Genomic DNA, 25,863 nt, shown 5'->3' on the forward strand with positions numbered 1-25,863 from the left:
AACCGCGGCGCGCCTCCCCGTTCTGGGGCTCGCTCGCGTACGGCGGCATGACGGCGGTGGCGGGCATGGCCTAAATGCGCCACCGGCAGACGACGGTGAGTCTGGAGGCCCCGGACAGCGCTCTGCCGACGCGTTCCTCCCGGGCCCGCACCGCCGTGAGGAAGGGCGCCGTGGCCGGTGCCGGAACCACGCCGGCGGTCGCGGCCAGATCGCGGGGCGGCGCCGGAGACCGCGGCGTGGACAGGCCGGCAAGGCCGAGTGGAGCGCAGGAACCGGCGCCGTGCACCATCTCGGGGGTGTCCGGACGCGTGGACGTCGCGGCTGCCGCTGGTGGCCCGGAGGCGGTCTGCGCCTGGGCGCGCGGGTGGTCTGGCTCCTGGTGCGGGCCGGCGCAGTCGAGGGCGGTCAGCAGCAACCCGCATAACAGGAGGGCGACAACACGGCGGTACCACGGCGAGCCCGGTGAGAGGGCACGGCGGGCATGGGGGTGGGGCGGCAACAGTTCCTCCGCGTGGGGCACCGCCCCCGCCCCGCGGGCGGAAGTGGGCAGTGAGCAGGAGTGGACAGGAGGTGACAGCGCCTCGGACATCCCTGGATCGGCGCTCTTGAGCGGCGCGTTATGAGAGGTCGGGGCGGCGTGAATCGGCGGCGCCGAGCCGGGTGGGCGCATACGGGGCCCATCCCGACCGGTCGGCGGCGCGGCGAAGCCTAGATCTGCAGCACCGCGCAGACAGCGGAGTCCCTGAATGGGCACCCGGCCGAAGACGACGGGGCCGGGCCGACCGCCTCGATCGGCGCCACCAGGGGCGCCGAGTACCGGCCGAGCGATGCCGGGCAGGGAGCCACCAATCCGGAACCGTGCTGTGGCTGGGCAATCAGACACTCATGTGCCGGGTGGGGAGAGCCGTGGCCGCCGTCGCGGTGATCCCGCACCGCAAGACCGCTGTCAAAAGCCTTCTCAGCGGCGACCGGTGCCGTCACCGCAGGACCCTGGCCTACGGAAACACCCAGATTCACCGTGGCGGAGGAGAGGTGTCTCGTCACGCTTTCCGGGCTCACGCCGTGCGCGTACACCAACCCGAACAGGAGCGCGGCCACCCACAGCAGGCGCAGCGCGCGCCCCGAGGGGCGGGACCGCGGCGTAGCGGAGAGCGACCGAGCCGTAACCATGCCGTGACCTTAGCACCGTTGCGGGAGTGCCCGAGAAACACCCCAGAAACTTCGCGCCAACTTGTCCGCGCAGCAAACGGAATTGCTTACTCACAGCAGCCCCTGAATCCGCCCGACACGCGATGGTCAGGAGGCTGATCCCGCTCCAGGCCCCGGACTTCCCAGCAGCACCGAGCTGTCGGCCGGACGCCGGACCGTGGTGGCCGCCGGGGGCGCGAAGCGCGCACTTTGGGTGAGTCGCCCACCGACTCCGATCACCCCTCCAGCGACCCACACGGCCGCACACGTCCTACCCTGACGTAGTAGACCACGTCGTGGAGGGGTGTTCGCGATGGCCCTGGGTGCGCTGGAGAGCGCGGTCATGCGGGTGTGCTGGGAGGCTCGGGCGCCCATGACGGTCCGTGAGGTGCTCGGCAGGCTCAACGCGGACCGCGACCAGCCACTGGCCTACACCACAGTGATGACGGTGATGAGCCGCCTCGCCGAGAAGGGCATGCTCAACCGGGCCCCGCAGGGGCGTGGCTACGCCTATACGGCAGCCGTCGCGGACGAGGCCGCGGTCGCCGTCCGGGAGGTATTGCGGACCCACGGGGACGCCGCAGTCACGCATTTCGCCGCCGAGGCGTCGCTGGATCCGCAGCTGCGGGATCGCCTTCGGCGGCTGCTGGAGCAGTCCCCGTGAGCGGCAACCGGGCGTTCTGGCTTCTGATCGCCACATCCGCAGCCGCCCAGGGAGCGGTGACCTACCTCGGCTGCCGCCTCACGATGGCACTGGCCTGGCAGATCACCCACCACGGGGTCGGCGCCGACCTGCGGTCGGGCGCCACGTGGGCAGGCGCGACCCTGCTCGCCCTGTCGGTGGCCGGAGTCGTGCGGTCCGTCCGGCAGTTGTGGCGCGGGGTGAGTGCCACTCGGGCCATCGACCGTCAGATCCGCGCCGCGGCCGTCGACGCCCCGGGCCTGACGGCCACCGCCCGGCAGGCGGGGCTGACCACCCGAGTGGACATGATCGAGGACAGCGACCGGTTCGCGTTCACCTACGGGCCGCTACGCCTCCGGACCGTGCTCAGCAGCGGGTTCATGGAGTCGGCGACACCCGTGGAACTGCGCGCGGTGCCGGCCCACGAGGCCGAACACGTTCGCGGCCGCGATCCGCTCAGAGCGCTGGTAGTCGACTCCCTGACGGCACGATACTTCACGCTTCCGCGACTGGACCATCTGCGGACGGCAATTGCCGCCGACCGCGAACTGGCGGCGGACCGCTGCGCGGTGGCGCATTGCGGCACCAGTGCCGTGGCGGGGGCGCTGCCGAAGGCCGACGACGCGCCCCGGTGGGCATCCGTCACCCCCGCCGCGGGGATAGGAGGCCGTGACCTGCTCGCCGCACGGATCCCCCAACTGGAGGGCCATCCGCCGCCACGGGTCGCGCGCCCCGACCGCCTACAGGCTCACCGCGGTCGGGGCCACGCTCTACGCATGGGCGGTCATCGGTTCCGCCTGGATGATCGCGGCAACGCCGCTGGCCTGCATAGGACGAGGTCACTGAACTCATCTACTACGGCAAGATAGTAACTACTATGGATGCGTGATGGATTGGCGCGCGACACGCCCCGAAAGGAGTCGACGCCATGGCCACCATGCCCCACCGACTCAAGCAGGTGGGGCACCCGCTGTTCGCCCGCGTCCACCCGAAGATCAACGCCTTCGCCGAAGCCCACGGCGCACTGGAACACCGCCGAACTGCTCGCCGACGCCACCGGCACGATTGCGGAGATCGGCGCCGGGACCGGTGCCAACTTCCGGCACTACCCGCGGACGGTCGAACAGGTCATCGCCGTCGAGCCCGAACCCCGGCTGCGCGCGCTCGTCGGGCGTGCGGCAGCCGAGTGTCCGGTGCCCGTGGCGATCCGCGCGGGGCGGGCCGAGGCGCTGCCCCTACCCGACGCCTCCGTCGACGGGGTCGTGGCCTCACTCGTCCTGTGCACGATCGCCGATGTGCCCGCCGCGCTCGGCGAGCCCGCCCGCGTCCTGCGGCCGGGCGGATGTCTGTACTTCCAACGAGCACATCCGATCGACGCGGCCCAGGCCTGGCCGGACGGCGACGGATCGCCAATGTGGTGTGGCCACTGCTGGGTGGCGGCTGCCACCTGACCCGGAACACCGAAGCGGCCATCGGTACCGCAGGATCCACGGTCGAGCGTGCGCGGCACTTCGATTTCCTCATCAACGGCCGCGCCACGCCCAGTTCTCCGTGCGTCATCGGCGTCGCCCGTAAGCTTCGACCGTAGGCATCGGCGCGGGCTTTGTGCGACGCCGCGAGACAGTGGCGCTGGAGGACCGTTCCGTCCCCCAGCACCCGACGCGTCGACGCTCAGGCCCGATAGGCCACCAGCGCCATCATCCCGGCCTCGCCGTGGTAGGCGTTGTGGCAGTGCAGCATCCACTGGCCGGGGTTGTCGGCATCGAAGACCACGGACAGCTTCTTCTTCGGCAGCACGATCGCGGTGTCCTTGCGGGGGCCGGCCCTCCCGAGCTGGTAGCGGCCGGCTGACCGACTCGGACGACCTGAGGGAGGCTCTGATCGCCGTGGCCCGGGCCTGGGTGAAAGGCATCTCGGCCGACCCGGACATCGTCGCTCTGCGGAACGTAGTTGCCCGCGAGCTGCACCGCTTCCCCGAACTCGGCGGCGCCTGGCATCAATCCGGCCCGGAACGCCACCATCCCGCCGTAGCGGAAGCACTCCGGAGACTCGACGAGGAGGGCCGACTCGACATCCCCGACATCGAGGCGCCCATCCTGCAGCTGTACTCGCTCCTGGTCTTCCCGCACCTCGCCTTCAGCGCCTACGGCGCCGACATCGACGAGGACCTCACCGACCGCCTCACCACCAACGGCGTCGACATGTTCCTCGGACACTACGCACCGCACCCCATGCGGCCGTAGTGAACCCGAGCGCTCAGGCGTTCCCGCTGCCCTGCCGCGGTTTCTACGGCGTCACACCCGAATGGGCAACCGGCCCGGCCCCGCGCGGGCTCAATCGCCCGCTCGCTCGTGCAGCCGGGCCAGTCCGCGCCTCCTGCTTGGCCACGGCGTCTTCCTCCGGGGCGGGCAGCGCGCTTGTCGACCTTTCCGTTGAGGGCGACGGGCACCGTGTTCGCCAGGTGGGTGGCGCGGGCCTGGACGCGCGGGAGGTCGTCCTTGCCGAGGATGAAGTCCAGGCCACCGGGGCGGTCCTGGGGCCAGGTGGCTGCGACCAGGTAGCCGAGGTGTTCGGCGTGGCGCAGCACGGCTTCCAGCTCGCGGACGGCGGTGGCGGCCCGCGCGGAGAGCCGGGTGCCGTGCGGCAGGGGGTCGATGCCGTGGGTAGGGGCCCAGCGGGTGAGGGTGCCGCCAACGCGGATGTCATCGGCGATCTGCGGGTTGGATCCCGACTCTGCCGCAAAGCCCCGGAAATGCGTACAGGGCGTACCCGGCCGGGCCTCAGGAGGAGTTCTGCCGCGGCTCACGAGGAGTTCTTGAGCACACTCCAACCGCCATCGACCACAAGCGAGACGCCGGTCACGAACGAAGCGTCGTCACTGGCGAGAAAGGCGACCGCCGCGGCGACCTCCTCGGGCCGGCCAAGGCGCCCCACGGCGGTCTCCCGAGCCGATGCCCGCCGGTCCGCTTCGCCGATGCCCTCCCACGCCTTGGTCAGCACCGGTCCCGGCAGCACACTGTTCACCCGGATCCGGCCGCCGTACTCGACCGCCAACTGCCGCGCCAGCCCGGTGAGCCCGGCCTTCGCCGCGGCGTACGCGGGCCGGCCGGGCAGTCCCACCAGGGCGTGCACCGAGGAGACGAGGACCACACTGCCGCCCGTCGAGATCAGATCGTCCAGGCAGGCGCGCACACCGAGGAACGACCCGGTGAGGCTCACGGCAAGCTGTCGGTTCCACTCGGCCGCACTGGTCCGGTGGGCCGCCGCGACATGGACGGCGTACGCATTGCTCACCAGCGCGTGCACGGGCCCGAACGCCTCGCGCGCCGACCGTACGGCCAGCGCCCAGGACGCCTCGTCAGAGACATCGCAGCGCTGGAAGTGCGCGCTGCCACCGGCGTCCCGGATGGCCGCGGCCACCCCCGCGCCTCCCTTCTCGTCGATGTCGGCGACGAGAACGCGGGCGCCTTCGGCGGCCAGCCGGTGGGCCGTGGCGGCGCCGATCCCGGAGGCCGCACCGGTGACCAGCGCACACCGGCCGGCGAGGCGTCCGGGGGACGAGGTGGGTGTGGGATGCACAAGGACTCCTGCGGGGGCGGCACCGACAACTCATCGCATTAAAAATGAATTATTTGGGCGTGCCAAGAGGTCGAATCAGGCCGCGTGATACCTTCGGGGCCGCCGTGCGCCGCTGCCGACCGAGGAGGTGAGACCGATCAACGCTGTGACAGGTCGGGCCTCCCTCTCCCGCATGGCCTAGGGAGTGCCCGCAGAAGGCATCCCGAAAGGCCCGAAACGCTATGCGCTTCACCTCTGAGACGTCGTCCGGCGGCGTCTGTGAACAGCTCTTCACTCTTGGCGAGATTCCCGGCGCGCTGTGGACTCCGGAGGGTGTCGTCGGCACCCGTCCCCTGATCCTGCTGGGACACGGTGGCGGTCAGCACAAGAAGGCCCCCGACATCCTGACCCTCGCACACCGCTTGGTGGCCGAGTGCGGTTTCGCGGCGGTGGCGGTCGATGTGCCCAGCCACGGCGACCGGCCGCAGCACGAGGAGTTCAGCCGGATCGCGGCCGACAATCAGGCTCGCGTGGAGGCGGGGGAAGAGTTGGCTCCGTTGATCGCCCGCTTCCAGGCGCTCGTGGCCCGCCAGACCGTCCCGGAGTGGCGGGCCGTCCTGGACGCGGTCCAGCAACTGGAGCATGTCGGCACCGGGCCGGTGGGCTACTGGGGCGTCTCGCTGGGGTGCGGGCTCGGCGTTCCGTTCGTTGCCGCCGAACCCCGGGTCCGCGCGGCGGTGTTGGGCCTGGGTGGTGCCCTGGTCTCGGCCGAGGACGCCGCGCGGATCACCGTCCCGGTCGAGTTCCTGGTGCAGTGGGACGATGAGCGAGTGCCGCGGGCGCAGAGCCTGGCGCTGTTCGACGCCTTGGCCTCGGCCGAGAAGACACTGCACGCCAACCCCGGTAAACACGGCGAGGTCCCGGCCTTCGAACGGGACAGCACGCTGAGGTTCTTCTCCCGGTATCTGGTCTGACACCAACACCGTTCACTCCGGCAACACGGTTTTCCGTAACTCCCGCTACCCTGGCACGGCTTGATCACAGATTCGCACGAGCGCGCAGAGCGCGCGGGGCGCATCCGGGCGACAGCACGGACGGGGGACGCACATGGGGAGTGACGCCGTATGGCCGGAATGAAGCTCTATTCACTCGAATCCAACGATCCGCCGCAGCTCGGCCCCTACCGGCTGCTGCGGCGGATCGCCACCGGCGGCATGGGCCGTATTTATCTCGCCCGACAAGCGGCCCCCGGGACCACCGCCAGCCCCGCCGGACCCACCGGAACCGTGGTGGACCAGGGGCTCGTCGCGGTCAAGACGCTCCTCGCCGAGGGATTCGTGAGCAAACCGGACCGGGAGCGGTTCGCCCGCGAGGTGGAGCTGGCGGGGCGGGTGGACAGCGCGTACACCGCCACGGTGCTGGACGCCAACGCCAAGGCGGAGCGCCCGTGGCTCGCCATCGAGTTCATCCCGGCGCCCAGTCTGGGCGAACTCGTCGTCAACGCCGGTACGCTGCCCGCCGACGCGGTGCGCTGGGTCGCGGACGGGGCGGCGCGGGCGCTGGTCGAACTGCACGGTCGGGGGGTCGTCCACCGGGACATCAAACCCCTGAACGTTCTGCTGCCCCATGACGGCCCCCGACTCATCGACTTCGGCATCTCGCACGCCCACGACCACACCAGCTCGACGACGACCATCGGCACCTTCGCGTTCACATCGCCGGAGCAGGCCTGCGGCAAGAAGTCCACCGCCGCGTCCGATATGTACTCCCTGGGCGCCACGCTCTTCTTTCTCGCGGTCGGCCGCCCGCCGTACGAGCAGACCGACCACTCCTTCGGCATCCTGGCCCTCGTCCAGCGAGGCGAGCTCGATACGGACGGGCTGCCGCCGGAGCTGGAACCGCTGATCCTGCCCTTGCTGCGGGTCGATCCCGAGAGCCGTCCCAGCCCGTCCGACGTACTGCGGGACGTCCTCGCCGACGTCGACCAGGTGTCGGCGGAGCCAAGGCTGCCGCAGGCGTGGACCGCGGTGATCGAGGAGTACGCGGAGCAGGGACGCCAACTGCGCGACGGAGCGGTGGACTTCGCCGCGGCCGAAGCGCCGACTCAGGTCAGGCCCGAGGGCCCTCCGGAGCGTGCGGACGAGGCGATCAGCGAGATGCGCGAGCAACTGGAGGCGCTGCGCAAGCAGCGGGACGCCTTGGTGCAGGCGCAGGCCGAGGAGCAGGCCGAGGCGGAGGCGCGGGAGCTCGCGCGCCAGGAAGAAGAGGAGCGCAGGCGCCGGGAACAAGCGCGGAAGGAAGAGGCGGAACGCAGGGAGCGGGAGCGCAAGGAGCAGGAGAGGAAGGAACGGGAGCGGAAGGAGAAGGAACGCAAGGAGCGCGAGCGGAAAGAACGCGAGCGCAAGGAGAGGCAGCGCGAGGAACGCGAGCGAATAGCGCGCGAGAAGACCGAGACCGCCACCAAGAACAAGAGCACCGGCACGACATCGACGCCCAAGGCTCCGCCCAAGCCCGCAGCGGCCAAACAGCCCGCCAAGAGTTCGGGTTCCTCGGAAGGCTGGGGCGCTCTGCTCCTGGTCGCGCTCGTCATCGGTGCCCTGATCTGGCATCCCTGGGACAAGAAGGACGACGACACCCCGAAGAGCAGCCCCTCCTCAGGTGTCTCCCTCTCCAGCAGCAGCGGCACCACCACCAGCGGCGACGACGGTTCCTCCGACAACGACAGCGACAGCGGCACCGACAGCTACAGCTCCTCCAGCTCCTCCAGTTCGTCGAGCGGCGGCCTCGACGACACCGAGACCGAGCCCGAACCCGAGACCACCTCCCCCGAGCCCGAGCCCGACCCCACCGAAGAGGCGTTCAAGGCCGTCTCGTACGGGGACTGCCTGGACGTCGTCGACACCGGCTACGGCGGCACCACCAAGTATGACTGGAGCGAGGAGGAGCCGAACACGACGTCCTGCGGCTACGGGACCCGTGTGAAGGTCACCGGCACCACCGGCGACTGCCCGACCGGCGTGGGCAAGGCCACCTGGTCGTACTACTCCACCAGCAGCGGCGAGCGGACCGAGCTCTGCCTCACCGGCCAGTACCGCCAGGGTGACTGCCTGCTCGCCAAGCACGAGGGCAACACCATCAGCAGCATCGCCATGCTGTCGTCCCCGAACTGCACGGACCGCCGGGTTCCCGTCCCGTACAACGAGATCCTGGTCGTCACGGACATCTACCGGGCGACGGGCGCCGGCGCCGAGGTCTGCCGCCACGGGCAGTACGACTCCAACACGTACTGGTCCACGGAGGTGGACGACGGCGCGACGCAGCTGTGCGTGAAGGCGTACGACTGAGGCGGCCGCGGTCCGGGGGCGGTGGCCTCAGGACGTGGTGGCGGCCGCGGCCGCGCGGCCCGTCTGGCGGCCGGAGAACAGACAGCCGCCCAGGAAGGTGCCCTCCAGGGAGCGGTAGCCGTGGACGCCCCCGCCGCCGAACCCCGCGACTTCTCCGGCCGCGTACAGACCGGGTATGGGCGTTCCGGTGCTGTCCAGGACGCGGCCGGAGAGGTCGGTCTGCAGGCCGCCGAGGGTTTTGCGGGTGAGGATGTTGAGGCGTACGGCAATGAGGGGGCCGGCGCCGGAGTCCAGGATCTTGTGCGCCGGGGCGGTGCGGCTGAGCGAGTCCCCGGGGTAGTTGAGCGCGTTGCGGATGCCCATGACCTGGACGTCCTTGGTGTACGGGTTGTCGATCTCCCGGTCCCGGGCGTCGATCTGCCGTTTGAGGTCGGCGAGGTCGATGAGGTTGTCGCCGGTGAGTCTGTTCATGCCCGCGACGAGTTCGGGCAGCGTGGTGGCGACGACGAAGTCGGCGCCCTTCTCCTTGAACTTCTCGATCGGCTCGGGCGTCTGCCAGATCCGCGACAGCAGCTTCCAGATGTTCTTCTCGGTGAGGTCCGGGTTCTGCTCGGAGCCGGAGAGCGCGAACTCCTTGGCGATGATCTTCTGGGTGGTGACGAACCAGGAGTAGTCGTAGCCGGAGTCGGTGATCGACTTGAGGGTGTGCAGGGTGTCGTAGCCGGGGATGTCGGGCGTGTTGAAGCGTTTGCCGGTGGCGTCGAACCACATGGACGAGGGGCCGGGCAGGATACGGATGCCATGGCCGGGCCAGATCGGGTCGTAGTTCCGCAGGCCCTCGGTGTAGTGCCACATCCGGTCCGGATTGACGATCCGCCCGCCCGCCTTCTCGGTGATCGCGAGCATGCGGCCGTCCACATGCGCGGGCACGCCCGTGACCATGAACTTCGGCGGGGTGCCGAGGCGGTCCGGCCAGTTCTGCCGTACGAGGCCGTGGTTGGCGCCGATGCCACCTGAGGTGACGATCACGACAGGGGCGCGGAGTTCGAAGTCGCCGACCACGGTGCGGGAGGTGGGCTTGCCGCGTGCGGCGTCGCTCGGTTCCAGGATGGCGCCGCGTACGCCGGTGACGGTGCCGCCGGTCGTCACGATGCCGTCGACGCGGTGCCGGAACTTGAAGGTCACCTTGCCGGCCGCCACCGCGTCCCGCACCTTCTTCTCGAACGGCTCGACGACGGCCGGTCCGGTGCCCCAGGTGACATGGAAGCGGGGCACCGAGTTGCCGTGGCCGTCCGCGAGCCCGCCGCCGCGCTCGGCCCAGCCGACGATCGGGAACCAGCGCACACCCAGGCCGTACAGCCAGGACCGCTTCTCTCCGGCGGCGAAGTCCACATACGCCTCGGCCCACTTGTACGCCCAGTGGTCCTGGCCGGCCGGGTCGTCGATCCCGCGGTCGAAGCCGGCCGTGCCCAGCCAGTCCTGCCAGGCCAGTTCGCGGGAGTCCTTGATGCCCATGAGCCGCTGTTCCTCGGAGTCCACGAAGAACAGACCGCCGAAGGACCAGAACGCCTGCCCGCCCAGATTGCTCTCCGGCTCCTGGTCAAGGAGCAGCACCTTGCGCCCCGCCGCGGCCAGTTCGGCCGTGGCGACCAGCCCGGCCAGCCCGTGGCCCACCACGATCGCGTCCGCGTCCGCCGACGCCGCGGGGGCGGCGAAGGCCGGGACCGCCATCTGGGCGAGCGCGGCACCGGCGAGCACGCCACCCGCCACCGTCAGGGCGTGGCGGCGGCTGAGGCCGGCCGGGGACTCGGAACCGTGTCCGTGACGCGCTTCGGAGCTTTCTCTGTGGTTGTCCATGGCTGCCTTCCGGAAAAGGGGGGCTGAAGGTGCGGCAGTTACGAGCGGGACTACCGAGGCGGCAAGGTGTTACCGACGGTAGCCCAGCGGGTGTCCGGCCGCCAGAGTGCTGCGTTTCAGTTCCACCACCTCCCTCGTACGGGTGAACTTCCGGTGTGGCACGGCCGCCCCACCCGGGCCGTCCCACCAGGCATCCCGCGAAGAAATCGCGCATCCACCTGCTCGGGAGCAATCGAAACGTGATCAACAAGGGATGCGGAACGGGAGTTGTCATCTCATAGACTCCCGACGGCAGTTGATCTTCCTCACGGCCATCCCCGGACCTTTCCCGATCTCCCTCAGGAGAGCCCCATATGCTGGCTGACGCCGTCGACAACCGGCTGGCCCGAAACCCGATCGCGATCGTGGGACTGGCGGGGCTCTTCCCGCAGGCGACGAACGTACGGGAGTTCTGGAACAACATCGTGGCCGGCACCGACTGCATCGAGGATGTCCCCGCATCCCGGTTCAGCGTCGACGACTACTTCGACCCCGACCCCTTCGCCGAGGACAAGACCTACTGCCGGCGCGGCGGCTTCCTGCCCCCGTTCCGCTTCGACCCCCGCGAGTTCGGCATTCCGCCCAACACACTGGACGCCACCGGGCTGATCCAGCTGCTCAGCCTCCATGTGGCCCAAGATGTGCTGCGGGACGCCGGGTGTGACGCCTCCACCTGGTACAACCCGGCGCGGACCGGGGTGGTGCTCGGAGTGTGCGGGGGCAGTTCGAGCATGATGCCGCTGGCGGCGCGGCTCCAGACGCCCGCGCTCAAGGCGGCGGTCCTCAGCTGCGGCCTGAGCGAGCGGGACGCCGAGGAGATCGCGCGCCGCTACACGGCGGCCTTCCCGTCGTGGACGGAGAACTCCTTCCCCGGCTTCCTGGGCAACGTCGTCTCCGGCCGGATCGCGAACCGCCTCAACCTCGGCGCGTTCAACGGCACTGTGGACGCCGCCTGCGCCAGCTCCCTCGCCGCGCTGCGGATGGCCGTCAGCGAGCTGGTCGGGCATCGCGCCGATCTCATGATCACCGGCGGGGCCGACGCGGACAACACCATCTTCTCCTTCATGTGCTTCAGCAAGACCCCGGCGCTGTCGCCGAGCGGCGAGATCCGTCCCTTCGACGAGGACGCCGACGGCACCCTCGTCGGCGAGGGCATCGGGATGCTGGCCCTCAAGCGGCTGGCCGACGCCGAGCGCGACGGCGACCGGGTCTACGCCGTCATCCGCGGCCTCGGCACCTCGAGCGACGGCCGGTCCCAGAGCATCTTCGCGCCCTGCGGAGACGGCCAGCTCACCGCGTTGCGCCGGGCCTATGAGGACGCCGACTGCCCGCCGTCCTCGGTCGGGCTGATCGAGGCCCACGGCACCGGCACCACCACCGGTGACGATGTGGAACTCGGCGCGCTCAACACGCTGATGGCAACGCCCGAGGACCGGCGGTACGCGGCGGTCGGCAGCGTGAAGTCCCAGATCGGGCACACCAAGGCGGCGGCCGGCGCGGCCGGGCTGATCAAGGCGGCGCTCGCCCTCCACCACAAGGTGCTGCCCGCCACCATCAACGTCCGCACCCCCAGCGCCGCGGCCCGGCAGGAGGATGCGGCGCTGTACGTCAACACCACCACCCGCCCGTGGATCCGCGACCCGCGCCGCTCGGTGCGCCGGGCGGGAGTGTCCGCGTTCGGATTCGGCGGGGTCAATGTGCACGCCGTACTGGAGGAACACCAGCCCTCCAACGACGCGACCGATGCGTCACGCACCCTCCACACCACCCCGCGAACCCACCTCTGGCACGCCCCGACCCCTGAGGCGCTGCGCACACTGCTCGAACGCGGCGAACGCCCCGGCGCGCCCGACGAGATACCCGCCGAACACGCCCGTTTGGGCTTCGTCGCCACCGAGGACACCTATCCCGACCTGCTCGCCAAGGCCATCGCACAGTTCGACGCACACCCGGGTCTTGCTCACTGGACCCACGCGGACGGCATCTGGTACCGCGCCACCGCGCTCCCCGCGGGCGGCAAGGCGGCGGCGCTCTTCGCCGGTCAGGGCAGTCAGTACGTCAACATGGGCCGCGAGGCGCTGCTCTCCATACCCCCGGTGCGCGCCGCCTTCGACGCGGCCAACGCCCCGTACGCGGACGGAACTCATGAGCTGCTGTCCGACGTCGTCTTCCCGGCGCCCGGGCGGGACGGGAAGGACCTGCGGCGAGCCTCCGAGCGGCTGCGCCGCACCACCTGCGCCCAGCCCGCCATCGGGGCGTTGTCGATGGGGCAGTTCCGCTATCTCTCCGAACTGGGCTTCGCGCCGGACGGGGTGCTCGGCCACAGCTTCGGCGAGCTGACCGCCCTACGGGCCGCGGACTGCCTCGACGACACTGGCCTCCTCGCCATCACGGCGGCCCGCGCCCGGACGATGGCCCCGCCCGCCGACGCCCCCGGGCACGACTCGGGCGCCATGGCGAGCGTACGTACCTCGGAAGCCCAACTGGACGCCCTGCTCGGCGAGTTCCCCGAGCTGACGGTATGCAACCGGAACGCGCCCGAGGCAGTGGTGGTCGGCGGTCCCACGGCCACCGTCGAGCGGTTCACCGCGGCCTGCGGCGAGCGCCGTATCCCGGCGCAGCGGCTGTCCGTCGAGGCGGCCTTCCACACCCCGCATGTCCAGCACGCCGTCGCCTCCTTCGCCCGCGAGATCGCCGACATCCCGCTCCGTACCCCGCGGGTTCCGGTGTACGCGAACACGCCGGGCGCGAGCTATGGCGACGACTCCGAGGCGAACCGCGAGGTGCTGACCCGGCAGATCGTCAATACCGTCGACTTCGAGGCCAGGCTGCGGGAGATGTACGCGGACGGCTTCCGGGTCTTCGTGGAGTTCGGGCCCAAGCGCACGCTCTCCCACTTCGTCGAGCAGACGCTCGGCGATCAGGGAGTGGACATCGTCTGGACGGACATCGGCACCGGCGGCGACAGCGCGCTCGCCCTCAAGCAGGCCGCCGTCCAACTGACCGTTCTGGGACTGCCGCTGAGCGGCATCGACCGGTACGACGAGCCGGTGTCGCCGCGCCCCGCCGCATCCGCGGTGGCCCGGGTCCTCGACGGCCCGCAATTCGCCACGATCGCCCGCCAGGAGGAGTACGAGCGGGTCCTCGGCACGCCGTACCGGGTGGCCGGGGCCATCGGCCGGGAGCCGGAACCCGTCGCCGAGCCGCAGCCCGTGGCCGCCGCTCACGACGATCCGCTGGGGCGCGCCGCGGCCGAACACCTGACGATGCACACCCGCTACCTCGACGGGCAGCTGCGGACCGCCGACCAGCTGGTGAGCCTGTTGAACGGGGGCGTCGGCGGCGGCTCGCCCGAAGCGGTCCTCTCCGGGATCACCGCCATCCGGGACCACAGCCTGGCGCTCGGCGAGGCCCACGCACGCGCCAGCGAGGTGCTGAGCGATCTGCTGCGCCTGCCCACGGGCGCGACGCCGACCGGTTATTCGCTGGGCGGCGCATCCCATGGACATGCGCTCGAAGCGCCGTCGTACCCCGGTCCGCTCCCCTCCATGGACGCGCCCCCGGCCCCGGCCCAGCCCCTCGAAGGCGTCGTACTCGTCGAGCCCGACAAAGCGGGTGAACCCGGCGAAGCCGACACCTCGACCGGTAAATCCGCGCTCGAAATGCTCCGCGACACCGACTTCGACGCCGCGATCGACCCCGAGCTCCGCGCCGAGCTGGCCAACCTCGATCCCGTGGAGATCGAGCAGGTGATGCGCGAGGTGGTGGCCGAGAAGACCGGCTACTCGATCGACATGATCGATCCCGATATCGATCTGCAGACGGAGCTCGGCATCGACTCCCTCAAGCAGTTGGAGATCGCCTCCGAGCTCTGGCGCCGCTACCCGGTCTTCTCCCGAGAGGAGATCTTCCGCTTCACGGCGGCCCGAACGGTCAGGGACTTCGCCACGCTGATCCCCGAGGTGCTGAAGAATCCCACCACCAATCTCCGCGTCGCCACCTCCGTACCGCTGGGCCGGGCGCATATCGGCTGGCGTGCTCTGCCCGAACCGGACGTCCTGCTCGGCGCCTATGCCGAGCAGCCCCGCGCCGTACTGGTCGACGACGGCGGGGAGTTGAGCCGCTGGATCGCCGCGGCGCTCCGGTCGCGCGGCTGGTGGGTCGGCCGACTCGCGCTGCCCGGGACGCCTATCGCGTCCGGCGAGGCCGAACCGGACACCTGGCAGCCGGCCGACTGGGGCGAGGAGAGCCTGGTGGAGCAGGTCGGCCTGCTCGGTGCGGCCGTGCCGCGCCTCGACCTGTGCCTGCTCCCCTTCAGCCGCGACCCGGGGACCGACCGCGACGACACCGAGCGCAACGACACCGTGCGCCGCCTGGCCCACGCCGTCCTGGTCGCCAAGCATCTGCGTCAGCCCCTCGGCGGTGCGGCGGCCGACGGCACCCGCGCCGGGTTCATCGCCGTCACCCGGCTCGACGGCGCGCTCGGCTACGCCGGCTCGGGCGGCGAGCCCGACCGGGCGCTGGCCGGCGGCGTCACCGGGCTGGTCAAGTCGCTGGCCCTGGAGGCGCCCGAGCTCTTCTGCCGAACGGTCGACCTGGCTCCCGAGCTGACCGAGGAGGAGGTCGGCGGCTGCCTCGCGGGCGAGATCGCCGACGCCGCCGTCGACCTGCACGAGGTGGCCCGCCACCCGGCCGGGCGCCGTACGCCGGTCCTGGTCGCCGAGCCGGTCCCGCTGGTCGACGCGGCAGCGCCGGACGACCGGGACGGGGCGATCGAGTCGCCCGCGGAGCTGACCGCCGACGACACCCTGCTGGTCACCGGCGGCGCGCGGGGCATCACCGCCTGGTGCGCCATCGCCCTCGCGCGACAGGTGCGCTGCGGCTATCTGCTGCTCGGCAGCACACCCCTGGCGGACGAGCCGGACTGGGCAGCCGGACTCGACGGCCGGGACGAGCTGAAGTCCGCCGCCACCGACCATCTGCGCGCCACCGACCAGGACCCGGAGGAGCCGGCCGCCGTCGAGCTGATCGCCCGGCAGGTCCGCGAGATCACCGCCGGACGCGAGATCCGCGCCACCCTGGCCGCCCTGCGCGACACGGGAGCCGAGGCCGAGTACATCGCCGTGGACCTGACCGACGCCGAGGCGGTGCGCACGGCGCTGCACCCGCACGCCGACCGGATCACCGGCGTCGTTCACGGGGCGGGCGTCCTCGCCGACCAGTTCCTCGCCGACAAGGACGCGGAGGGCGTCGGGCGGGTGGTCGGCACCAAGCTGACCGGCCTCGGCAACGTACTGGACGCGCTCGACGCCGAACGCCTCCGCCACCTCGTCGTCTTCACCTCCGTCTCGGGCATCTACGGAAACCTCCGACAAGCCGACTACGCCCTGGCCAACGAGGCGCTGAGCCGGTTCGTCTGCGCCTGGAAGGCCAGGCGTCCCGACCGCCACGCCACCGCCCTGGCCTGGGGGCCGTGGGCCGGCGGTATGGCCACCCCCGGCGTCCAGAAGCTCTTCGTGCAGCACGGGGTGCCGCTGCTCGCCCGGGACACCGGCACCGGCTACTTCACCGAGCAGATGAGCCCCGATCACGCCGCGGACCTGGTGACGGTCATCGGCCCGCTGGAGCCCATGTACCGGCGCAGTGAGACGCTGCCGGCCGGCGGCGTGGTCGTGGAGCGGCGGCTGGCGGAGCTCGCCGCCGAGCCGCTGCTCACCGACCACCGCATCCACGGCTGGCCGGTGCTGCCCCTGACGGCCGCGGTCGGCTGGGGCGTACGCGCGGTGGAGGCGATGCACGGCGGGCAGCCCGTGGTCGAGTGCCGCGACTTCCAGATCAGCAAGGGGCTGGTCTTCGACGGCTCGGCGGAGGACGACCGCTTCCTGCTGTCGGTCGCGCCGCCCGAGAGGTCCGAGACGTCTGCGGCCGGGGACTCGGCCGCCATCGCCGTACGGCTCCGCAGCGAGCGGGAGGGCGGCGCGCCGGTGCTCCGCTTCGGCGGGGACTTCCTCCTTGAAAGGCGGGCCACCCAGCCGGCGCCGGACATCGAGCTGTCGCCGTACGAACTCCCCGACTTCGATCCGCAGACCCACGAGGCGTACGACGGCTTCCTCTTCCACGGGCCGACCCTGCGCGGTCTCGGCCCGATCCTGGAGGAGCAGCCGGGCAGGCTCGTCCTCGCCGTCCGGATGGCCGACCCGGCCTTCGGACAGGGCGCCTTCGCCGGGGCCAGGTACAGCCCGGCCCTGGCCGATCTGCTGCTCCAGGCGGCGGCGCTGCTCGGCCGTCAGCGCCTCGGGCTGCTCTGTCTGCCGGTGTCGGTGGAGCGGGTCGAGCTCTTCGCACCGCTTCCCGCGGACACGCCGTTCGTCCTCGTCGCCGAATCCGTCGAGGAGAGCCCCCTCCATCTGATCTGCACGGTCACCGCCTGCACCCCGGAGGGAAGGGTGCTCCAGCGGTGGAGCCGGATCGGCATGATCCTCACCTCGCCGGAGATGAAGGACAGCGGCATCTTCCTGCCCGCGGCGCGCGGGGGGCGAAATGGCTGACACCGACAGCGCCGCTGCCGTCGCTGCCAGCGGCGAATGGGGCTTCGAAGCAGCCGAGGAACTGGGCTTCGAAGGTGAGCCGTTCCTCCTCCCCGTCCCGTCCGCAGCGCCGACTCCGCCCGCTCCACAAGCCGCTCCGCGGGGCGTCGGCGACCTGAGCCATCTCGCGCGCGACATCGCCGAGCGGGTCGGCCGCGCGCACGCCGCGGTGCTGGAAGCACACGAGGCCGTACAGCGGCACCTCCTCGCACGCTGTGCACCGGGCACGCGGCCCCCGGCGGCGCCCGCGCCGCACCATCCCGTGGACCGCCCGGCGCGCGTCGAACTGGTCCGGACGGTCCCGGCGGACGCGGCGTACAGCGTGGCGGGCCAGGCCGATCCGGCGTGGATCCTCGACGCCGCCACGGCGGCGTTGGCACTGCTCGGGGAACGCGGCCTGGCACCGGTCGGCACCGTGTACCGGCCCGGTCGCACCAACCTCAGCTGGCACCGAGAGCTGCCGGATGCCGGGGCGGAGCTTCGGGTACGGGCCGGCGCCGAGGCCGTCCACCGCGACGAGCGCGGCACCCGCTTCACATTCGACTGGCAGGTCCACGTCGAGGGGAACCTCCTGGTGGAGGCCACGGGCACCGCCGGCTTCCTGGTTCCCGACCACACGGCCGAGCCGCTGCCGGACGAGAACTGCTGGCCCGAGCGTCAAGTACCGCGCTACCCACGGCAGTTCCGCCCGCCGGCGAACGCCCGGCGGTCCCGGCTGACCTGGCAGGAGCTACGGGCCCTCGCCAGCGGATTCCTCGCAGAAGTCCTCGGCCCCGACTTCGAGGGCGAGGGCACCGGCCCGCGGCTGCCAGGACCGGCTCCGCGGCTGATCGGCGCCGTGACGGAGCTGTCCCGCGAGGGCGGCCGTTACGGGCAGGGCAAGGTAGCCGCCGACCTCACCTTCCACGGCTTCCACGGCGGAGGCCCGGCGCGCGGAGCGGACGCCACCCCGCTGCTGGCCGAGGCCGTCGTCGGCGTACTCCAGGTATACGCGCTGTCCTGCGGGCTGCATCTGTGCCTGCCCGATCCGCGCTTCCAGCCCTGGGGCGGTGGTCCGACCGCCATCGAGGTGATCGACCCGACCGCGCTCGGCGCCGCCCTCCGCTGCGAGGTCGACGTGGCCGAGGTGGGGCTCGTGCCGCGCCCGCATGCGATCGCCGACGCCGTTGTCCTCGCCGGCGACCGGCCCGTGGCCCGTCTGCACGGCATCGGCGTAGCCCTCCAGGAGCCGCCGGGCAGCGACCTCGGCGCCCTGACGATCTGGGAGGCGCGGGACTCCCCCGCCGCCCACGAGTCGCTGCGGCAACGCGGCGCACGTCAGCGGATGCTGCTCGCCCACTCGGCCGAGGGCGACCTCTCGGCCCTCACCGGAGAACCCGAAGCGACCTCGGTGTCCCCCGTGTCCCCGGCGTCCGTACGGCCCCGGCTGCCGCGCGGCGATCTGCTGATGGTCGACCAGGCTCTCGACTACGACGCCGACCCTCTCGAGTTCCGCCCGGGCGCCACTCTCACCAGCGAGTACGCCGTCCACCCCGACCCCTGGTTCTGTCGGGAGAACGGGTCCGGCGCCGTGCCCAACCTCCTGTACATGGAGTCCAGCCTTCAGGCCGCCGCCCAGTTGAGCGCCGTTCAGGGCATCCTCAACCAGCATCTCGACAGCGCCTTCGTCTGCCGGAACCTGGAGGGCCGCGCCACCCTGCTCCGCCACGCCGACCCGCGCGGCCTCGCCCTGCGGCACCGCATCACGCTGGCCGACCACTCGAAGCTGCCGGGGGCGATCCTCCACCGCTACACCTACGAGCTCGGCCTTCCCGACGGGCCGGTCTACTCGGGCGAGTCCGTCCACGGCTTCCTCACCAAGGAGGTCCTGGACAACCAGCAGGGGCTCGACGGCGGGCGGTACGTACCGCCCTGGCTGGACCGCCTCCCGACGCGGCCCCCGGGGCAGCGCCGGCTCGACCTCTCCCACGACACCCGGCTCGGCCGCGGGCGGTTCGCGCTGCTGCGCGAGGCCGATCTGGTGCCGGACGGCGGAGAGCACGGCGCCGGATACCTCCTGTGGGAGCGGACGGTGCCCAAGGACGACTGGTTCATGGCGCACCACTTCCGCTTCGATCCGGTGATGCCCGGTTCGGTGGGTGTGGAGGCGCTGTTCCAGTCCGTCGCGGCGTACGCGCTGCACACCGGCCTCGCCGATGCCCTGCCGGACCCGGCCGCGCGGCCCGCGGCCCACGTCGAGCTGGCCTGGAAGTACCGAGGGCAGATCACGCCCGGTCACCGCCGGATGCGCGGCGAGGTTCATATCCGCCGGGTGGAGCCCTGTGGCGACGGTCTTCTCCTGGTCGCCGACGGCAGCGTATGGCGCGACGACCTGCGGATCTACCAGGTGGACAACATCGGCGTCGAGATCCTGCCGACCGGCGGGACGGCGGAAGGGCAGGTGCCGTGATGACGGTGCGATACGACCCGGACGGGGTGTACGCCGTCCTCGCCGACCTGGACGCCCCCTGCTACATCGTCCGGAACGGCGACCGGATCGGCGCCACCTCCGAACCTCACGTCCCGGGCAGCCCGTTGACCCCGCTGGCCGTCGCCGGGCCGATGCCGTCCACCCAACTCGGCGACTCCGGCTTCCGGCGCCGGCACGGAGTGTCCCATGCGTATCTCGCCGGTTCCATGGCCGCCGGTATCGCGTCCGAGGAGCTGGTGGCCGCGCTGGCCCGCGCCGGCTTTCTCGCCTCGTTCGGCGCCGCGGGCCTGTCACCCGAGCGGGTCGAGCGGGCCCTGACCCGGCTCGCTCACGAGAGCGGCGCTCCAGGTGGGTTGCCCTACGCCGCCAATCTCATCCACACACCGCACGCCCCGCGCCTGGAGCGGGCGGTTGTCGACCTCTTTCTGAGTCACCGGCTGCGTTGCGTCGAGGCCTCGGCGTTCGTCCAGCTCACCCCCGATCTGGTCCGCTACCGGGTGGCGGGGCTGCGCCCCGGCCCCGGGGGCGGGGCGTACGCGGAGAACCGGCTGATCGCCAAGGTGTCCCGCGCCGAGGTGGCCGAACTGTTCCTCCGACCAGCCCCCGAACCGATGGTCCGCGCCCTGTTCGACCGTGGCGAGATCACCGCCGAGCAGGTGACGCTGGCGCGGCTGGTCCCGATGGTGGACGACCTGACCGTGGAGGCGGACTCCGCGGGGCACACCGACCGCCGCCCGCTGATCACCGCGCTGCCCGCGATGCTGCGGCTGCGGGACCGCATCGCCCGCGAGCTCGGCCACGCAGTACCACCGGTACGGGTCGGCGCGGCCGGCGGCATCGGCACTCCGGAGGCGGCCCTGGCCGCCTTCAGCCTCGGCGCCGCGTACGTCGTCACCGGCTCGGTCAACCAGGCCTGCCTGGAGGCGGGCACCTCACCGGCGGTCAAGGCGCTGCTCGCCGCGGCCGGGCCCGCCGACTACGCGATGGCCCCGGCCGCCGACATGTTCGAGGTGGGCGCCGAGGTCCAGGTCCTGCGCAGCGGCAGCCTCTTCGCCGGCCGGGCGCGCCGGTTGCACGAGCTCTACCGCGCCCACGCCGGCCTGGACGAACTGCCCGCCGCGGACCGCCGACGCCTGGAGGCGAAGGTATTCCAGCGCCCACTGTCCGAGGTCTGGCGGGAGACCGCGGACTATCTCACCGAACACCACCCAGAACAACTCCTCCGCGCCGAACTCGACGCCAGGCACCGGATGGCCCTGGTCTTCCGCTGGTACCTCGGCCAGTCGTCCCGCTGGGCCGTCACCGGCGCCGAGCGCACCGGCGACTACCAGGTCTGGTGCGGTCCGGCGATGGGCGCGTTCAACGACTGGGCGGCGGGCTCCGTCCTGGCCGACCCCGGCCGACGCCATGTCGCCGACGTGGCGCGCCACCTGATGCACGGCGCCGCGTTCCACCGCCGCCTCGCCCACCTCCGCTTCAGCGGGGTGCGGATCCCGGCGGCCTGCGCCACCTACCGGCTGCCGTCGGCACCCTCGGCGGTGCCCGCCACGCCTTGACTGGCGGGGGTTCCTCCTCGCAGCGGTGCGCTGGGATGTGAAGGGCAAGGGATGCGATCCAGGGCGCGATCTGAGTAGGACCGCTGATGTTCTCCGGCTCCCTGGATGGCTTGAATGAGGGGTATGACCGAGGAGTCGTCTGAGTTCCGTATGAGGCGGAGGGGATGGATCGCCCCGTTGCTGTCCACTCTCGTCACCCTGCCCATGGCCCTGATCGCCACCGCTTTCGTCGGGCTGTCCCCCATGGCCTGCGATCCCTGCGGCGGCGCCGAACTGGAGCGTTTCGAGGACAGCTTCGACGTCGCCATCAATGTCTATCAGGTGGGTCTGGCCCTGACGGCCGGCTTGCTGATCGCCGATTATGTCGCCACCTGGCAACGTCGGGACGCGCCCCGACTCATCCTGGCCGTCCTCGCTCCGATCTCCGTGTTCTGCGACTACCTCCTCTTTGCGGGTCTGCTTACTGAACCCACGTTCTGACGCTCAGCGGAACGCGGTGACGTTGCGGGCGGCCCAGTCGGCGAAGGCGCGCGGGGCGCGGCCGAGGACCCGCTGGACGTCCGGGCTGACGCGCAGCTCGGCCGGGCTCGGGGAACCGAGGATGTCCAGAGTGTCGTCGGCGAGCTCCGCCGGCATGCTCTGGGTCATGGCGGCCTTGGCCTCGTCGCGGGTGAGCTCGTGAAACCTCACTGGCGAGCCCAGCGCGGCGGCGATGGCCTCCGTCTGCCGGCGCGGAGTGATCACCTCCGGGCCGGTCAGCTCGTACACGCCGCCGGTGTGCCGGTCGTCCAGCAGGCAGGCCGCCGCGACCGCGGCGATGTCCGCCGGGTCGATGATCGGCACCCCGACGTCGCCGAAGGGCGCGGCGACGACCTGTTGCGCGCGGACGGACTCGGCCCACCACAGGGCGTTGGAGGCGAAGCCGCCCGGCCGCAGGATGGCCCACTCCAGGCCGGACTCCCGCAGCGTGTCCTCCAGCGCGCGCATCGCGATCCGCGTGGGGCCGAATGGCCTGGTCGCCACGCCCAGCGTGGAGAGCAGGACGACCCGGCGGACCCCGCTGACCGCGGCTTCGCCGATGATGTCGGCAGGGCTGGCTCCAGTGGCGTGCAGGTCGCCGGACAGCAGCAGGAACAGCGCCTTCGCCCCGGCCAGCGCGGGCTTGAGGCTGGCCGGCTCGGCCAGGTCGGCCACCACGTGGCGAACGCCGTTCGGTACCGCCGCCGTGTGCCGTGACACCGCCGTCACCTGCCGGCCCGCCTCGGCCAGCGCCTGCGTCAACGGCCGGCCAATGTTCCCGGTAGCCCCGGTCACCACGATCATGATCAGCTCCTTGCCAGGTGTCCTCTGTGGCCTTCACGCTAGGAGCATGGGCTAACTTTTGGTAAGGGCATACCTCGAGGTAAGCTCATGACATGACGGGAGGCGTGCAGCGCGGACAGCCCGAGGCCGGGGAGCGGTATGACGTGTTTCACACCGACTGCCCCGCGCGCGATGTGGTCGACCATGTGACCAGCAGGTGGGGTGTCTGGGTGCTGATCTCCTTGCGGCGCAACAACCTCCGGTTCTACGAGCTGCGCGAGAGCATCCAGGGCATCAGCGAGAAGATGCTCGCCCAGACCCTGCGCGCGCTGGTCCAGGACGGCCTGGTCTGGCGGGAGGTCGAGCCGACGACGCCGCCCCAGGTCACCTACGGGCTGACCGAGTTCGGCCGGGACGTCGGCGAGCCGCTGACGGAGCTGTTCGACCGGATCACACGGCGGCTCTCGCCGCGCGGCGCGGGATAGCGCGGTAGCGGCAGGCCCGGCGCCGACGGGCGGGTGAAGGCGTAGCGCCGGATCATCTCGGTGCGCAGCTCGTACGGCACCGCCTCATACAGCGTGGCGCGCAGCCGGTCGTTCTCCTCCTGACGGACCGCTGCCACCATCCGGGCACAGCCTCGTAGCCGAACGGCGCTTCGCCAACGTCACGTCACAGAACCACCGTGTGCCCGGTCATCACTGTCAAACATGGTGTGAGTCAGGCGCGCACGGACCCGGCTCGCCCATGGCGAATCCATGGAGGCGAGATATCATGACAAATATGGACTCAGTGGGCGAGGCCAACCGGCAGCCACCGTCCGAGGTGTGGAAGACGGCAGCGCAGATGCTGCAGGATGCCAAGCCTCCCTTCCTCCCCGAGGGCGCCTCGGGGATGACCATCTCGGTGGAATGGCCTCCCGGGGATCCCGGGACCCCTCCGCATCGTCACTCGGGGCCGGCCTTCGGATACGTCATCGAGGGCGCGGTGCGCTTCGAGCTCGAGGGCGAGCCGGAACGCGTGGTCAAGGCCGGAGAGACGTTCTGGGAGCCGGGTGGTGATGTGATCCACTACCAGGATGGCAACGCCCTGACGGACTCCAAGACGCGTTTCATCGTGACCATGTTGTGTGCGCCGGGCCAGCCGATGCTCACCCTGGTCGACGAGGAGGAACTGAGCCAGCGGGCCCATCTGCGTGCCCCGCGTTCCGTGGACTGATCTGGCCCTCCTTGTCCGACAGTCCCAGCCATCACGGCGACGGTCCGTCCCCTCGCCACGGGTTGGGGCGGCGAGGAGACGGACCGTACGGGTCAGATCGGGACGGTGGCCGATCAGCCGAACTGGCCGGGCTGGTAGCCCCCGGCGGGCTGCTGGTTGATGACGTTGATGCGGTTGTAGGCGTTGATGACGGCGATGAGGGAAATCAGGGCGACAAGCTGCTCCTCGTCGTAGTGCTTGGCAGCGTTGGCCCACGCCTCGTCCGTGACACCACCGGACGCGTCGGCGATACGGGTGCCCTGCTCGGCCAGCTCCAGTGCGGCGCGCTCGGCGTCGGTGAAGACCGTGGCCTCGCGCCAGGCCGCGATCAGGTTGAGGCGCAGCGAGGTTTCCCCGGCGAGGGTGGCCTCCTTGGTGTGCATGTCGGTGCAGAAGCCGCAGCCGTTGATCTGGCTTGCGCGGATCTTCACCAGCTCCTGCGTGGCGGCCGGCAACGTCGAGTCCGACACCGCCTTACCGGCCGAGTTGATGTGCTTCAGCACCTTGCCCGCGAGGGGATTGCCGAAGTAGTTGAGACGCGATTCCATGGTGATCTCCTAACCATGTTGCGGATACACACCACTGACCGGGCAGCCCGGCAAAGTGCGACAGGGTTGGCGCGTGACGTGCGTCTCACCATGCATCGCTCCGGGTTTGTGGAGGCCGCGGACCAGAGGGACAGTGGTGTCGGGAACCTCTGTGCGAGACAGAAGGCGCACGGGCCGACGGAGGTGTGTCCGATGTCGGAGAAGGACTCAGCGGGCGGAAACGCCCAGCAGAAGGCCCAGGCGACGAGCGATCGTAGATGTCACACAAGGCGTGACTGGCCGGTCAACTAGTCATCCGTAATCCAACGTCGACGGAGCCCTGCTGTGACTGACCCGATCCGGCCGCCCGATCTGTCCACCGAGAAGGACTTCGCCGGGACATCCTTCTCTCCCATCTACACAACGACGGTCACCGTCAGCGGTGGGACAGCAAGTCATGGGCGCGCCTCGGGGAGGGCGCGATCGGACGACGGGGTCCTGGACCTCAGTCTGCGGATGCCCGCCGAACTGGGGGGAGACGGCCAGGGGACGAATCCGGAGCAGTTGTTCGCCGCCGGTTTCGCGGCCTGCTTCCACGGAGCGCTGAGCCTGGTGGCACGGCAGGCCGCGCTCGACCCCTCCACCATCTCCGTAGAGGCGACCGTGGCCTTTGGGCGGGACCCGGAAGACGGCGGCTATCTGCTGCGCGTCGATCTGGTGGTCTCATGGCCGGGCACTGATCCAAAGATCGCTGCTCCCCTGCTGGAGAAGGCCGACTCGCTGTGCCCCTACGCCAGGATGGCCTGGCGGGGAACGCCGACCACCATCACGCTGGCTTCCTAGGTTCTCGTCCGTGTAGCCGCCATGTGCTGTTGTCCGGCAGCGCATGGCGGCGCCTCACCGGCCCGGATCACAGCCGTATCGATTCACAGCGGGAACCACAGGTCGGCGTCGGCAGCCTCTTCTTTGCGGATGGCGAAGACGGCGATGTCGTTCTTCCACGCACTCTGTGGTGGCAATGCGGAAATGGCGGGGTGATCACCCGTGGCGAAGGGCTCGCTCCGGCACCCGGTGGGCGACTCGAAGTACTCGGCGTTGATGGCCTTGTACTGCGCCCACTGTTGCGGGAGGTCGTCTTCGTAGAAGACCGCTTCTACGGGGCAGACCGGCTCGCAGGCATGGCAGTCCACGCACTCGGCAGGGTTGATGTAGAGCGTGCGATTGCCTTCGTAGATGCAGTCCACAGGGCATTCGATGACGCACGCTCTGTCCTTGATGTCAATGCAGGGCTGCGCGATGACATACGTCACCCCATCCTCCTTCGTCTCGACGAGAACCGACTGGTGAGCGTGGCGCGACAGGTGTTCTCTGGGAATATGACCAGGAACCCCTCGATGGTGTGACAGCGGCGCAGGCACCCCACCCGTAAGTGGTCAGGCCCCCCGGTTGTCACAAGACGAGGGACGACTCGGTCTGATGGATGACTCTCACACCATGGC

The 25,863-nt window shown here is 70.9% G+C and carries 19 protein-coding genes and 1 pseudogene; 13 read left to right on the forward strand and 7 right to left on the reverse strand.

The annotated features are described in order from the left end of the window. The first annotated feature begins 1,501 nt into the window (after positions 1-1,501). Genes ACH4U7_RS50585 through ACH4U7_RS50595 form a run of 3 tightly spaced genes read left to right on the forward strand, consistent with a single transcriptional unit; the run spans position 1,502 to position 3,321 of the window. Positions 1,502-1,852, forward strand: a complete 351-nt coding sequence (locus ACH4U7_RS50585) for a BlaI/MecI/CopY family transcriptional regulator (protein WP_398534522.1) — start codon at positions 1,502-1,504, stop codon at positions 1,850-1,852. Next, a complete protein-coding gene (locus ACH4U7_RS50590; protein ID WP_398534523.1) occupies positions 1,849-2,739 on the forward strand; it encodes a M56 family metallopeptidase in 891 nt (296 codons plus the stop codon). Before ACH4U7_RS50585 ends, ACH4U7_RS50590 begins: the two co-directional genes overlap by 4 nt. Positions 2,740-2,751: 12 nt before the next feature. Further along, on the forward strand, positions 2,752-3,321 hold the full coding sequence (locus ACH4U7_RS50595; RefSeq protein ID WP_398534524.1) for a class I SAM-dependent methyltransferase: 570 nt from the start codon (positions 2,752-2,754) through the stop codon (positions 3,319-3,321). A gap of 220 nt (positions 3,322-3,541) precedes the next feature. On the opposite strand, the pseudogene ACH4U7_RS50600 reads toward ACH4U7_RS50595, so the two are convergent. Further along, positions 3,542-3,709, reverse strand: a pseudogene (locus tag ACH4U7_RS50600) (multicopper oxidase domain-containing protein); the annotation flags it as partial. A gap of 47 nt (positions 3,710-3,756) precedes the next feature. On the opposite strand from ACH4U7_RS50600, the gene ACH4U7_RS50605 reads away from it, so the two are divergent. Next, a complete protein-coding gene (locus tag ACH4U7_RS50605; RefSeq protein ID WP_398534525.1) occupies positions 3,757-4,113 on the forward strand; it encodes a TetR/AcrR family transcriptional regulator C-terminal domain-containing protein in 357 nt (118 codons plus the stop codon). Here the strand turns inward: ACH4U7_RS50605 and ACH4U7_RS50610 are convergent. Both ACH4U7_RS50610 and ACH4U7_RS50615 read right to left on the reverse strand, forming a co-directional pair. Next, on the reverse strand, positions 4,086-4,676 hold the full coding sequence (locus ACH4U7_RS50610) for a hypothetical protein (RefSeq protein WP_398534526.1): 591 nt from the start codon (positions 4,674-4,676) through the stop codon (positions 4,086-4,088). The two genes, ACH4U7_RS50605 and ACH4U7_RS50610, sit on opposite strands and share 28 nt — an antisense overlap. Continuing rightward, entirely contained in the window at positions 4,673-5,449 is a 777-nt protein-coding gene (locus ACH4U7_RS50615; RefSeq protein WP_398534527.1) for an SDR family NAD(P)-dependent oxidoreductase, read from the reverse strand. Before ACH4U7_RS50615 ends, ACH4U7_RS50610 begins: the two co-directional genes overlap by 4 nt. A 221-nt stretch (positions 5,450-5,670) precedes the next feature. On the opposite strand from ACH4U7_RS50615, the gene ACH4U7_RS50620 reads away from it, so the two are divergent. Next, the gene (locus tag ACH4U7_RS50620; protein ID WP_398534528.1) at positions 5,671-6,402 is read left to right on the forward strand and encodes a dienelactone hydrolase family protein; all 732 of its coding nucleotides are present in this window, start codon (positions 5,671-5,673) and stop codon (positions 6,400-6,402) included. A 150-nt stretch (positions 6,403-6,552) separates the two neighbouring features. After that, complete coding sequence (locus tag ACH4U7_RS50625) at positions 6,553-8,772, forward strand: serine/threonine protein kinase (RefSeq protein WP_398534529.1); 2,220 nt, start codon at positions 6,553-6,555, stop codon at positions 8,770-8,772. Between the two features lie 27 nt (positions 8,773-8,799). Here the strand turns inward: ACH4U7_RS50625 and ACH4U7_RS50630 are convergent, their stop codons facing one another. Then, positions 8,800-10,629, reverse strand: a complete 1,830-nt coding sequence (locus ACH4U7_RS50630; protein WP_398534530.1) for an FAD-binding dehydrogenase — start codon at positions 10,627-10,629, stop codon at positions 8,800-8,802. Between the two features lie 353 nt (positions 10,630-10,982). Here ACH4U7_RS50630 and ACH4U7_RS50635 point away from each other — a divergent pair, with 353 nt between their 5' ends. The 4 genes from ACH4U7_RS50635 (at position 10,983) to ACH4U7_RS50650 (ending at position 21,761) form a co-directional block, all read left to right on the forward strand. Beyond that, positions 10,983-17,216 carry a beta-ketoacyl synthase N-terminal-like domain-containing protein gene (locus tag ACH4U7_RS50635; RefSeq protein ID WP_398534531.1) on the forward strand — a complete coding sequence of 2,078 codons (6,234 nt, stop codon included), beginning with the start codon at positions 10,983-10,985 and terminating at the stop codon, positions 17,214-17,216. After that, on the forward strand, positions 17,209-19,704 hold the full coding sequence (locus tag ACH4U7_RS50640; protein WP_398534532.1) for a hypothetical protein: 2,496 nt from the start codon (positions 17,209-17,211) through the stop codon (positions 19,702-19,704). The genes ACH4U7_RS50635 and ACH4U7_RS50640 overlap by 8 nt, the downstream gene beginning before the upstream one ends. Continuing rightward, positions 19,704-21,281, forward strand: coding sequence for a PfaD family polyunsaturated fatty acid/polyketide biosynthesis protein (locus ACH4U7_RS50645; RefSeq protein ID WP_398534533.1), 1,578 nt, complete (start codon positions 19,704-19,706; stop codon positions 21,279-21,281). Before ACH4U7_RS50640 ends, ACH4U7_RS50645 begins: the two co-directional genes overlap by 1 nt. 123 nt (positions 21,282-21,404) lie before the next feature. Beyond that, a complete protein-coding gene (locus ACH4U7_RS50650; protein ID WP_398534534.1) occupies positions 21,405-21,761 on the forward strand; it encodes a hypothetical protein in 357 nt (118 codons plus the stop codon). Positions 21,762-21,764: 3 nt separating this feature from the next. On the opposite strand, the gene ACH4U7_RS50655 is transcribed toward ACH4U7_RS50650, so the two are convergent. After that, positions 21,765-22,604: an SDR family oxidoreductase gene (locus ACH4U7_RS50655; RefSeq protein WP_398534535.1), complete on the reverse strand. Its 840-nt coding sequence runs from the start codon at positions 22,602-22,604 to the stop codon at positions 21,765-21,767. Between the two features lie 92 nt (positions 22,605-22,696). On the opposite strand from ACH4U7_RS50655, the gene ACH4U7_RS50660 reads away from it, so the two are divergent. Beyond that, the gene (locus ACH4U7_RS50660) at positions 22,697-23,068 is read left to right on the forward strand and encodes a winged helix-turn-helix transcriptional regulator (protein WP_398534536.1); all 372 of its coding nucleotides are present in this window, start codon (positions 22,697-22,699) and stop codon (positions 23,066-23,068) included. 295 nt (positions 23,069-23,363) lie between these two features. Then, on the forward strand, positions 23,364-23,798 hold the full coding sequence (locus tag ACH4U7_RS50665) for a cupin domain-containing protein (RefSeq protein WP_398534537.1): 435 nt from the start codon (positions 23,364-23,366) through the stop codon (positions 23,796-23,798). A gap of 113 nt (positions 23,799-23,911) precedes the next feature. Here ACH4U7_RS50665 and ACH4U7_RS50670 read toward each other — a convergent pair whose 3' ends face one another. Then, positions 23,912-24,385, reverse strand: coding sequence for a carboxymuconolactone decarboxylase family protein (locus tag ACH4U7_RS50670; RefSeq protein ID WP_398534538.1), 474 nt, complete (start codon positions 24,383-24,385; stop codon positions 23,912-23,914). A gap of 324 nt (positions 24,386-24,709) precedes the next feature. Between ACH4U7_RS50670 and ACH4U7_RS50675 the strand changes: the two genes are divergently transcribed. Beyond that, positions 24,710-25,207: an Ohr family peroxiredoxin gene (locus ACH4U7_RS50675; RefSeq protein WP_398534539.1), complete on the forward strand. Its 498-nt coding sequence runs from the start codon at positions 24,710-24,712 to the stop codon at positions 25,205-25,207. A gap of 83 nt (positions 25,208-25,290) precedes the next feature. Here the strand turns inward: ACH4U7_RS50675 and fdxA are convergent, their stop codons facing one another. Next, positions 25,291-25,674: a ferredoxin gene (fdxA, locus tag ACH4U7_RS50680; protein WP_398534540.1), complete on the reverse strand. Its 384-nt coding sequence runs from the start codon at positions 25,672-25,674 to the stop codon at positions 25,291-25,293. Positions 25,675-25,863: the final 189 nt, after the last annotated feature.

Source organism: Streptomyces sp. NPDC020845, assembly GCF_044334165.1.
Lineage (GTDB): Bacteria > Actinomycetota > Actinomycetes > Streptomycetales > Streptomycetaceae > Streptomyces.